Consider the following 12407-nt stretch of genomic DNA (forward strand, 5'->3'; position numbering starts at 1 on the left):
ACGCTATGTTTTCGCTATTGTTCGGGGAAAGTTCCGCCTTTGGCCTGATATTGCATGTACAGAGCATTGAGTTGTTTCGTCTGTCGTGCCGCTTCGTTCTTGCCGATCATCGGGGCTACGCTTGCAATTTGGTTCAATATCATGAGATGTTTCAGGCATTCGCTCTGCGAAATTGCGAAGTTTTGTCCCGACAGACTAAGGTACCACTCCACATACTGCACATTGTTGCGCCACATATCTTTGATGATTGAAGCTGCTTTTTGTCTGTTTCCCAGCAATACATAGGCACGTGCGAGGTCGAGACTGCCACTTATAAATGAATGAGGTACATTGTATGTGGGAATTACCTGTTCAACCTTTTGCAGTGCTTTGAGTGCTTTATCCTTTTTGCCTTCTGAAAGTAAGTGCAGAACAAGCTGCCCGAAGAGCCGGCGATGCGTCTGACACATGCGCATAATCGTTTCGTCTAAGTAGAGTCCCCGCTTCTCCAGTCCGCCGTATTTATATCGGTTCATCAGGTTATTGTAGGTCTTTTCCGTATCAAAACTCCTCGTCCCATTGCCTTTGGTGGTAAAGGGAGTGATGCGATTGGCAAGGCCTTCCTGCACAAAGTTATCACCCAAGTTCATGTAATTATCTTCTCCAACGGTTGAAGCTATATAGAGCGGGCGCGTCCAATCGCACTGCGAAATCATTTCGAGTATCATCAGGTCGCCCTTATACAGTGCATTTTTACCTGCAAGAGATATCACCATCTTGTCGGGGATGGTATCTGAAGCCATCATCATACCGCTCTTTTTCACCGCTTCTTTGTCTATCTTCACGTACAAGGTATCGGTAGGAATGATGTGCATATCATTGTCTTTCGACCGTACCCAGTACTTCATGATGTTTTTCACCTCGAAAGGATCGTCGCCGAACTGCGCCTTTGCCTCTTTCGGATGTGTCTTGTAGTAATCGAGTATCTGCTGTTTGGCACGCGGTTCAACCTCTACAAATTCATTTGTTCCTAAGCAATAGTCGAGCCGAGACCACGAGATGGGAACGGAAGGCGAACTATATGCCGGCCTTCTCATTTGGTCTATGTACCAATCTGTCTGCAAATAACTGAGGTTACATACGCGGGCATCGGTACGTACACCTTCCACTTCCTGATTATACCACAACGGGAAAGTATCGTTATCTCCGTTGGTGAAGATGATCGGATTGCCTTTGTCTTGCAGCGTCATGAGGTAGTTACGGCCGAAATCCCTACAGGTATAGCGCCCTGAACGGTCGTGATCGTCCCACGTTTGACTAGCCATTTGAATGGGAATCAGCAGACATAACAGTCCTACGACCGATGCCAATGCCACGTCGTTCGTGCGGATACGGCGCTTAAGCAGGTCGATGATGGCCGCTACACCGATGCCGCACCATATTGCGAAGGCATAGAAAGAGCCCGCATATGCATAGTCTCGTTCGCGTGGTTGCATAGGAGTCTGGTTCAAATAGACAACGATAGCCAGTCCGGTCATAAAGAACAAGAAGAATACAACCCAGAACTGACGTATTCCGCGCTTACCTCTCCAAGCCTGCCAGAACATGCCTATCAGCCCCAGAAGCAACGGCAAGCAGTAGAACACATTATGTCCTTTGTTGTTTTTCAGTTCGTCCGGCAGCTTACTTTGGTCGCCTAATCGGGCGTTGTCTATAAACGGAATGCCGGTAATCCAATTGCCATGCTCCAATTCACCATTGCCCTGTATGTCGTTCTGCCTACCTGCAAAGTTCCACATAAAGTATCTCCAGTACATAAAGTTGCACTGATAAGAGAAGAAGAAACGCAGGTTATCGAACTGCGACGGAACTTTCACCGATACTATTTCCCCACAACGATCGTAAGGAACCTCGGTTCCGTTTACGCCGCCCAGTATATCTTCGTACGCTTGAGTATATTTCTTTTCGTACATTCTGGGGAATATCATGTTCTGAGCATATACATAATTGCTCTTATGATTTACCACAAAATAGGAGTCTTTCTCACCTTTACGGTTCTTCTCCTTACGACTGTAGACCGGTGCACCTTCTTTCAAACGCGGACGACACTTGTTTCCATCGATATCGAGTGCCACCTGCGACGTATACGCCGGGCCGTATAATAACGGACGGTCGCCGTATTGATCGCGGCTAAGATAGTTGCCTAAGGTGAATATATCCTCGGGTGAGTTCTGATCCATGGGCGGATTGGCCGACGAGCGGATTACTATAAGAGCATAACTCGAATAACCTATCATCAGCATAAGCATGCATAACAGTGCCGTGTTCTTAATTCTTGCACTGACAAGCGGTACGAGTTGCTTGCCGATTTTGCGATTATAATTGAGCACGAACCACAGAATGGCAAGCACAATGATACCGATGATCACTGCTGACCAGCCGTATCCGTAGAACGGGATGCCGAGCATAGCCACAGCAAGCAGGAACGATATGTTCTGCAGTTTGCCGTTACGATCGGTGTAACTCTCGTAAATAGCCCAGATAACCGCACCTACAAGAAGAACGATATATACGATTACGCCGGTATTGAACGGGCATCCGAGTACATTAACAAAGAACAGTTCGAACCATCCTCCTACGGTAATGATGCCCGGTATTACACCATAAAGCACGGCAGCCACAAGTACAAACGATACTGCCAAGGCGATGAGCGAGCCTTTGAGCTCGATGTCAGGGAACCTACGATAGCAGAATACGAGCACTATGGCCGGTATGCAAAGCAGATTAAGCAGGTGCACACCGATGCTAAGTCCCGTCATATACATAATCAGAACCAGCCAACGATCGCTATGGGGCTCATCGGCGTGGTCTTCCCATTTAAGGATCAACCAAAATACAATGGCCGTGAAAGCCGACGAATAGGCATAAACTTCGCCCTCAACTGCCGAAAACCAGAACGTATCACTAAAGGTGTAAATCAATGATCCTACCAGTCCACTCGCCTCAATTGCTATAAGTTTGCCCGTTGTAAGGCCATCCCAGTCCTTTAGGATTAGCTTTCGTGTGAGGTGGGTGACGCTCCAGAAGAGGAACAAGATAGTTGTAGCACTGAGAAGTGCACTCATTATGTTCACCATACGTGCCACCTGTGACGGATCGCTTGCCAACTGTGAGAACAAGTTGGCCGTTATCATGAAGAAAGGAGCACCGGGTGGGTGTCCTATTTCGAGCTTATAGCCGGTTGTAATGAACTCCGGACAGTCCCAAAAGCTGGCTGTAGGCTCGATGGTGCTACAATATACCACTGCTGCAACGAGAAATACGAGCCATCCCAGCACGTTGTCCACTAATTTGTACTGCTTCATTGATCAAAAACTTTCAATAAGTATCTATTTCGAAATATGCTTGCAAAGGTAACGTAAATCGAAATAATAGCAAAAAAAATATAGTATGTTTTCAGTAGTTTAACGTGTTTTCGGCGTTTTGCAGGTAAATTATGTGCGGCGGACAGGGGATATTGGAACCTCCCCCTGCCCCTCCAAAGGAGGGGTGTGCCTCGCGGAAGTCGGAAAGATGATGAGGATGATAACCTCCCCCAGCCCCTCCAAAGGAGGGGTGTGCTTTGCGGAAGCCGGAAAGATGATGAGGATGATAACCTCCCCCTACCCCTCCAAAGGAGGGGAGTGCCTTTCGGAAGACGGATAGATGTATTGGTACCTTGGCGAGTTAAGTATTTACGATGGGAGCAGACCATACGTTTATTGGGCATAGACGCGCCGTTTGAGTCCGTTAAACATATCATCTAAAACAGATAGATATGCTATTCGATAACGATACGCATAATACATTATCAGCCAACAAGTTATAAATTGAGTACAAACAGCATACCTTTCCCCTTGTTAAAGGGATGCGGGGAAAGATTTGTACGTAGCATAGAAATCCAATTTACCCCCTCTCTGTCTCCCTTTAAAAAGGGGAGAAGTGCGCTCATATTGCAACTCTCCTCCAATCGGAAAGACCGAGAAAGGGCGCTATTCCCCACATTTACCCGACTTCCGCGAGGCACCCCCCTCCTTTGGAGGGGCAGGGGGAGGCCGCTATACAGTTCAATTACCCGCCTTCCGAAAGGCCCCCCCCTCCTTTGGAGGGGCAGGGGGAGGTCCTTAAACCTCTATTTTAGGAGGCTTGTCCTCATGTTCTCGCAGCTGTATGCGGGGGAGGGAACCATGACCGAGCATCTCTATAGGTCCGCCGAATTCCTCGGCCAAATGCTCCGGAGACAGTTCTGTGGTAGGGTGGTAGTGCAGTGTACGGTTTACGCACGCCACATCTTTCACGTTTTGAAGTATCGTACCGATGTCGTGGCTTACGATGATAATGGCGCAATGGCGGTTGAGCGTTTCGAGCATGTCGTACATCTTCTCTTGAAAGCGCTGGTCTATGTAGGTGTTGGGCTCATCGAGTATGAGTACTTTAGGTTGCGAAACCACGGCACGGGCGAGTAATACACGCTGCAATTGTCCGCCGCTTAAGGCTCCTATAGGGCGTTTTGCCAAGTCTGCAAGTCCCATTCGTTCGAGCGTTGCGGTAGTTTTATCGCGCTGATATTTATTGAATGGTCGCAACAGAGGCTTTTCACTGCTCAGTCCGGAAAGCACTACATCATAAACAGAAATAGGAAACTTGCGGTCTATGTCGCTGTATTGAGGCAGATATCCCATGGTGATTTTGCTTACAGGGCGCCCTTTGTCGAAATAAGACACAGTGCCTACGGCAGGTTTCATTAGTCCCAATATTACACGCATGAGCGTAGTTTTACCGCCACCGTTCGGACCTATCACACCGAGAAAGTCGTTCTCGTAGACCGAGAGCGTGGCATTTTCGAGCACGTTTCTACCGTTGTAGCCCGCTGAAACTTGGTTAAGTTGTATGAGGGTGTACATAATTCACTTCAAAGATTGTGCTATTTTCACCATTTCTTTATCCCAATCGTAGCTCAAGGGATTAATTTCAACCTTCTCGGCTCCCGTACTTCGTGCCACGATATCGGTGTTGCGGCTGTCGAATTCGCGCTGTATGAATATGATCTTTACGTGGTTTTGCCGTGCCGTGTTGATAACCTGTTTCAGCTGTACGGCGCTCGGTTCGCGCCCATCTTCCTCGATCGATAGCTGTCGAAGGCCGTATTCTCGGGCAAAATAGGTAAGGGCAGGGTGATAGATAAGGAATGTAGTGCTTTTGTCCTTGGTGATTTCTTCGCGTATTTGGGTATCTACCGCCTCTATCTTGCCCATGAGCCGCTCCAAGTTCTTCTTGAAATACAAGCTGTCTTTACTGTCTATCTCCGCAAGAGCCTTGTAAATGTTGCGGGCTATGTACATGGCATTGGCGGTACTCATCCATGTATGCGGATCATGAGTGTACATAGAATTGTCCGAGGAGGTAATACCGTCTGAAGAGTTTATGATAATCGTGTGGGGTGCATTGGCTTCGAGGCGCTTCATCCATGTGCGTTCAAAGCCTATGTTCCCTACCTTTATATACAGATCACTGGCCGACAAATCCACCATCTGCCGTGCTGTAGGCTCGTAAGTTTCGGGGTTTCCGCCACGTGGAACCATGGTCTTTACCGTGAATTTGTCGCCTGCAATCTGCTCGGTAAAGTAGCGTAACGGTTCTATCGTAACTGTAATAATGCGCTTGTCGGAGGGTGAACCGCTGGTACAAGCCGCGATCAGCAGTGCCGTAAGCACTGTAAAAAAGCCTATGTTCTTATTCATTTCGATTTAAAATAATAATGTTGCCCCATAAATCAGCAGCACATAACGCAGCACTTTGCCGATGACGATGCTCGTAAGCGATATTGCTATGTTGGCTCGCATGAGCCCCAAGACGATCGTAATGGCACTTCCAAGTATCGGAACAAAGGCAAAGAAGCCCATCCAAGCGCCATGTCCCGCCATTAGACGTGTGGTCTGATCGAGTTTCTCCTTCTTTACGTGCATGTACTTTTCTATCCAATCCAGCCTTCCGAGGCGCCCTATCCCGTAATTGAACATAGATCCGGCCACGTTACCCACCGTTCCGTACACGATCAGGGGGGCAGGCTTGAGGCCCGCGGCAAGCAATCCAACCATCACAGCCTCACTGCTGAAGGGGAAAAAACTGCCTGCCAAGAACGCTGATATGAGCATTCCCCAATAGCCATAGTTGATGAGTAAGTCTACCATAGCATATGTAGATTAAGTGCGGTAAGTGCTAATATGAGTGCTGTGAGCATATAGAACGACAGGTTGGTGAGCCATGTATGGGTGAAAGTAATATAATGTGCCGCCAACGGAGCGACACTTACGATCAGCAGGGGCACAAGATATGCCGAATGCTGCGGCTGTATGGCGATAAAGAACAGGCCGCATACCGACATTGTGATGAGTGTTTCGTAAAGCAATCGCGTGCGTATTTTATCTTTGTAGATGGTGCGCAGGTAATGTATGCTGCCCGTTAAAACCACTAATACCATAAATGCAAAGACGGCAATAGGGTAGGTATGGTCGCTTCCTTGCAATATGAAAGGTGTGTCGAAGTGGGCTATAGCCGTGAAATGAGTTATCGTCAGCAGCGGTTTCCCTATGGTTATATTATAGCCTTCTATAAACCAATAAGGGGTTATCAGGCCGAGCAACGAGGCACAGAAAGTACGTATGCTCATGGCCATGATACGGGTTGTGAGCACAAGCCATAGTATAGGAACGAAGAAGAGTATCTGTATAAAAAAGACGCTTGCCAATCCGATGGCGACAAATGCCGTGAACACCTTGCCTGTAGCACGCTTGTCTTGGTAAGAACCGAACAATGCAAGATAGCAAACCGCGCCACTTAACTGCACAATGCCCACGGTGTAGTTGCGGAAGAGGTAGATACAGGCGGTGCTGAGCATAATAAACGAGCAGGATACCATACGGCTGTAAGTGCGCATGAGCGCGTTCTGATTATTCAGTTCGGCCATTATATAGGTGGTAAGAGCCAGCAATACCGTAGGCAGCCACATGCTGTGATCCCGATAGATGGCCGAAAACCACACCAAGGCAGCATATATAGCGGTGACAGGCAGTGCATATCGGCTTGTCGCTATTCTGTTTTGTACCCTCTTTTTTACCATTCTACAAGTCTTTTCCTATATCTCTGCGGAAGTATCTGTCCTTGAATTGTATCTTTTGGGCTTCGTTGAAACTCTTTTGCAGCGCCTCTTCCTTGATGTTGCCGTAGGAAGATACGGCGATTACCCTGCCCCCATTGGTCACAAGTTGCCCGTTTTTGAGTGCCGTACCGCTGTGGAATACGATCGATCCTTCTACCTTGTCGATGCCCGAAATGGGGTATCCTTTAACGTAGTTTTCGGGGTATCCGCCGCTTACGAGCATTATGCATACCGCCGAACGGGTATCTATATCCACGTTACATTGGCCGAGTGTGCCCGTTGCAACGCCTTCTAACAGGTCTACAATATCGCTCTTCAGGCGTAACATTACGCTTTCAGTCTCGGGATCTCCCATTCTACAGTTGTATTCTATTACGTTTGGCTCTCCTTCAACGTTGATCAATCCGAAGAAGATGAAACCTTTGTAATCGATATTCTCTTGGGCCAGCCCCTCTACAGTGGGCCTGATGATGCGTTCTTCTACCTTTTTCATCCATTCGGGTGTGGCGAACGGCACTGGTGTAATGCTGCCCATGCCGCCCGTGTTGAGCCCTGTGTCGTGCTCGCCTATACGCTTATAGTCTTTTGCTTCAGGCAAAATCTTGTAATGTTTGCCATCGGTAAGCACAAAAACCGAGCATTCTATACCGCTTAGAAATTCTTCTATCACTACTGTTGCCGATGCATTGCCGAACATTCCGCCCAACATATCTTGCAATTCTTGCTTGGCTTCTTGCAATGTAGGTACGATGAGCACCCCTTTTCCGGCGCACAGACCGTCGGCCTTGAGCACGTATGGCGGCCGTAGAGTGTCGAGGAAAGCCAGTCCTTCGGCAATATTAGCGCCATTGAACGTACGGTATTTCGCCGTCGGAATGCCATGACGCATCATAAAACCCTTGGCAAAATCCTTACTGCCTTCGAGTGTAGCTCCTTTTTTCGAAGGCCCTATCACCGGTATATGGCCCGTCCGGCTGTCGTTCTTGAACTCATCGTAGATGCCATTTACCAAGGGATCTTCCGGTCCCACTACCACCATGTCGATATTGTTGGCAAGAGTAAACTCTTTGAGTCGGTCGAATTCATTTGTTCCGATATTCACATTCTGCCCGATTTCGGCCGTTCCGGCGTTGCCCGGCGCTATGAATAGTTTGTCTACCCGCTTGCTCTGTGCAATCTTCCATGCCAGAGCATGCTCTCTGCCTCCGCTACCTAACAGTAATATTTTCATGTTTTTGTGGATTGAAGAATTATCTGTGTACAAAGTTAATGATAAACCCTGTAAAAATAGAAATATTTTACAATTATTGTATGTTTTACACCTAATGGAAAAGGGGTGATGGCGTAAGGATGAGCGACTTACGATATCGGTGCGATAGACCTATGGCATAACCGCGATAGGGCTACGGTTTATCGGGTATAGGAGGTATGTTTACTTGTATTATATCGGTGCACTTCTCCCTTTGTTTCTTCTTTCTAAAGGGAGAAGTGCTTGCGAAGAGCAGCGAGAGTGTATGTGTCTGTCGCCGACAGATTATTTCAGATAATCTTCAAAATATTGCGTGATGCGCTCATGCAGGTGCACGCTTTGGTGCCCGCGCATATTGTGTGGCTCGCCCGGATAGAGGAAAAAGTCGGGCTGTGTGCCCGCTTTGATGCACTCGGCAAGGAAAGACAAGCAATGTTGAGGTACCACCGTCTTGTCGTTGTAGCCCTGTATAATCTGCAATTTTCCCCTAAGGTTTTTCGCTTGATGCAGCAAAGAAGTCTTTTCATAGCCCTCTTTGTTGGCGGTAGGCGTATCCATATAACGCTCTCCATACATCACCTCGTACCATTTCCAGTCTATTACAGGACCGCCGGCCACGCCAACTTTGAATACTTCAGGGTAGTTGGTCATGAGCGAGATGGTCATGAAACCGCCGAAACTCCACCCGTGTACGCCTATTCTATCGACATCTACGTAGGGTAGGCTTTTAAGATATTCCACACCTTTCATCTGATCTTTCATCTCGATCTGCCCGAGTTGGCGGAACGTAACCTGCTCAAAGGCGCGTCCTCTGTTCTCGCTACCGCGGTTATCTATAATGAACAGCAGGTATCCTTTCTGTGCCATGTACGTTTCCCAGCTACGTGAAGCGTAATGCCACCGTGCATCTACATTGTGTGCATGGGGCCCTCCGTATACGTAGACCACGGTGGGATACTTCTTGTTTGCATCGAACCCCACCGGTTTTACCATGCGGTAATACAGGTCTGTGGTGCCGTCGTCGGCCTTTAATGTACCGCACGAGAACTCCGGAACGCCATATCCCAGCCACGGATCGGCCGCCTTGAAGTACAAGGTGTGCTTGGCAGTGGCGGTGTTGATGATTTCTATGTTGCGCGGAACGGCGGGTTCGCTGTAATTGTCGCATGCGAAAGCACCCGTAGGCGACAGGTTCGGGTAATGATAACCGTGCCCGTTGTCGAGCAAGGTGCGCTTGCCGGTCTTGATGTCTACGGCATACGTGTTGCGCTGGATGGGGTTCTTCTCGTTCGAAGCTATGATTACAGCCTTCTTCTTTATATCAAATCCCAGCATTTCGAGTACTACCCATTTGCCCGAGGTGAGCTGTTTTTGCAGCTTTCCGTCGGCAGAGAAGAGGTACAGATGGTTATAACCGTCGCGCTGACTCTGCATGATGAACGACTTACTGTCCCATGGCAGAAATGTAATAGGGTGCTGGGGTTCCACATATTTGTCGTCTGTCTCGCGGTTAAGTTCCGCAATCTTGCCTCCTGTTTTTGCATCGTAGCTCACCAATCTGCAGTCGTTTTGGTCGCGATTTAGTTCGAATATGTAGATTGTTTTGCTGTCCGGACTCCACGAAACATTAGTAAAATAACGGTCGGTAGGATCGCCTGCCTGTAACGTAGTTATATTTTTAGACTGCAGATCGTATACCATAACCGTGACTTTATGGCTGGTTTCGCCCGCCATGGGGTATTTGTCGGGCTCGTAGAGGGCTATTCTGTGAAAGATATCCACCTGCGGATAGTCGGCTACCATTGTCTGATCCATGCGATAGAAGGCCAGCTTGGTGCCGTCGGGCGACCAGAACAGTCCGCCCCGTATGCCGAACTCGTCACGATGTACGCTCTGTCCGTAAACGATGCACCGGCTTCCGTCGGTCGTCAGTTGGGTGCTGTCGCCGTCTTGCGTCTTTACCATGAGCTGGTTATCTTTCACGTATGCCAAGGCTTTCGATGCTTCGTTCCACGCCTCTGCCTGCCAAGCAGCAGAGCCGTCTGTGGGCATTTGCCATTCTGCGCGGTGCTTCTTCCAGTTCAAGAGATACATTCTGTTCTTCGTGCGCAGCAGTACGAGCGGCTTATCCGCATAGGGAAAGGCTGCTCGATACAGCGAATGAACCTTGTTTGCAGTATCTGTACCGAGCCATTTGTTAACGTCTGCGAGTGTAAAGAGCATGCTCTCTTTGCCTGTCACCTTATTTATAATGCTGCATTCTTCGGCATCTAACCTTATCAGCTCGTCGCCCCACCACGTCGTGTAGCAGTTTTCAGGCACGAACTTTCTATAGTTTGTGCCGCCGAAGTTTAAGTCTTCGAGGGTGAATTGTTTCTGTGCCATGCCCGTAGATGGTATGAATAATGCCGATAGAACTGCTATGTAAAGCCGATAGATGTTAGTCCTCATCGTCGTATCTCCTATGTCTTTTGCCGGAATCGCGGTTGCTGTAATCCCGACGTCCGGGCCGTTCGAACTTCTTACCTCGTGCTCCTCGGTCTCTTCTGTCTTCCCTCAAGCGTTCGAAAGAATGGAACTTGAACGACCTGATGTCGGCTTCTTCGTTCTCTGCATCTTCCTCCAATCGGCGTTTGAACTCTCGGTTTTCTTTGAAACGATGCTTCTGTGCCATCTCTTTACGTTCCGTATCGGTCTTTACGATGCCCCCTTCAGCACGGAAATCTTTCATCTTTCCGTCGAATATGGCGTACTTGCGGAACTCGCATTCCAGCGATCCGTTGAAGACAGGTATCTTGATCGACGGCTTCAGACCGATCTGTTCGAAGCACTCTTCGCGGTAACTTAACACCCATGCATCGTTGCCCATGAACTCGTGTTTGAGGCGTTCACCGATCATTTTGTAGGTGGCTAAGAGGTTCGGGGTGGATATGCGTTCGCCGTAGGGCGGATTCATAACGATGATACTCCTATCGGCCGGCTTCTTAAAGTCCTTGAAATCGGCCTGCTCTATGGAGATATCGGCGGTTAATCCGGCCGCTCTGACGTTCGTACGTGCCGTGTTTACCGCTTTCATATCTACATCATAGCCGTAGATGTGATGGTTGAAAGGACGCTCAAGCGAGTCGTCATTGTAGATTTTATCGAACAAATTCTGGTCGAAATCGGGCCATTTTTCGAAAGCAAACTCCTTTCGGAACACGCCCGGACTCATGTTGTGTGCTATCAGGGCTGCCTCTATAAGCAAGGTACCGCTGCCGCACATCGGATCTATAAAGTCGGTGTCGCCCTTCCATCCGGTCATCATAATCATGCCGGCAGCCAATACTTCGTTCAATGGAGCCTCGACTGATTCCTGTCGATAGCCCCTGCGATGCAGCGATTCGCCACTGGAATCGAGGCAAAGAGTGGCATCTTCGTCGGCTATATGGATATGGAACCGCATGTCGGGATTGCTTACAGAGATGTTAGGCCGTGTGCCTGTGTTCTCTCGAAATTGATCTACGATGGCATCTTTTACCTTGTAAGTCACGAAGCGTGAGTTCCTGAACTCCTCAGAGTATACCACTGAGTCTACTGAAAAGGTTTTTCCCTTCTCTATGTATTGGCTCCAATCCACTTTCTTTACCTCTTCGTACACGTCTTCTGCCGAATATGCCTTGAAATGACGTATGGGTTTAAGGATACGGATGGCCGTGTGAAGTTGGAAATTGGCGCGATACATCATTTCTTTATCGCCTGTAAACGACACCATTCTGCGCCCTGTTTGTACGTTGTTTGCACCCATTAGGGTAAGCTCTTGGGCCAAGATGTTCTCTAATCCCATAAAGGTCTTGGCGATGAGTTCAAATTCCATTGTTAGATAAAACTGTTTTTATTTTATATACTTTATTTTCTTGTCGTTAGGAAGTTATGCCGTTAAGCGGTTAAACCATTGGTTCAGGGCCTTGAATTCGATGGAAAGATAGATCGCAGACCATC

General features: G+C 48.3%; 8 protein-coding genes. All 8 read right to left on the minus strand.

The window, feature by feature from the left end; genetic code table 11:
- Positions 1 to 14 precede the first annotated feature (14 nt).
- Entirely contained in the window at positions 15 to 3344 is a 3330-nt protein-coding gene (locus tag HMPREF0663_RS00115) for a protein O-mannosyl-transferase family (RefSeq protein WP_004367955.1), read from the minus strand.
- 798 nt (positions 3345 to 4142) lie between these two features.
- Positions 4143 to 4922 (minus strand): metal ABC transporter ATP-binding protein, encoded by a 780-nt coding sequence (locus HMPREF0663_RS00120; protein WP_004367957.1) that lies wholly within the window; start codon positions 4920 to 4922, stop codon positions 4143 to 4145.
- A gap of 3 nt (positions 4923 to 4925) precedes the next feature.
- A complete protein-coding gene (locus HMPREF0663_RS00125; protein WP_004367958.1) occupies positions 4926 to 5759 on the minus strand; it encodes a metal ABC transporter solute-binding protein, Zn/Mn family in 834 nt (277 codons plus the stop codon).
- Positions 5760 to 5765: 6 nt separating this feature from the next.
- The gene (locus HMPREF0663_RS00130) at positions 5766 to 6209 is read right to left on the minus strand and encodes a YqaA family protein (RefSeq protein WP_004367959.1); all 444 of its coding nucleotides are present in this window, start codon (positions 6207 to 6209) and stop codon (positions 5766 to 5768) included.
- Positions 6203 to 7138 carry a hypothetical protein gene (locus tag HMPREF0663_RS00135; protein ID WP_004367960.1) on the minus strand — a complete coding sequence of 312 codons (936 nt, stop codon included), beginning with the start codon at positions 7136 to 7138 and terminating at the stop codon, positions 6203 to 6205. Before HMPREF0663_RS00135 ends, HMPREF0663_RS00130 begins: the two co-directional genes overlap by 7 nt.
- A gap of 1 nt (position 7139) precedes the next feature.
- Positions 7140 to 8408 (minus strand): phosphoribosylamine--glycine ligase, encoded by a 1269-nt coding sequence (gene purD / locus HMPREF0663_RS00140; protein ID WP_004367961.1) that lies wholly within the window; start codon positions 8406 to 8408, stop codon positions 7140 to 7142.
- Between the two features lie 303 nt (positions 8409 to 8711).
- A complete protein-coding gene (locus tag HMPREF0663_RS00145; RefSeq protein WP_004367962.1) occupies positions 8712 to 10877 on the minus strand; it encodes a S9 family peptidase in 2166 nt (721 codons plus the stop codon).
- Positions 10867 to 12282 carry a THUMP domain-containing class I SAM-dependent RNA methyltransferase gene (locus HMPREF0663_RS00150; protein WP_004367963.1) on the minus strand — a complete coding sequence of 472 codons (1416 nt, stop codon included), beginning with the start codon at positions 12280 to 12282 and terminating at the stop codon, positions 10867 to 10869. The genes HMPREF0663_RS00145 and HMPREF0663_RS00150 overlap by 11 nt, the downstream gene beginning before the upstream one ends.
- Positions 12283 to 12407: the final 125 nt, after the last annotated feature.

The sequence above is a fragment of the Hoylesella oralis ATCC 33269 genome (assembly GCF_000185145.2).
Classification (GTDB): Bacteria; Bacteroidota; Bacteroidia; order Bacteroidales; family Bacteroidaceae; genus Prevotella; species Prevotella phocaeensis.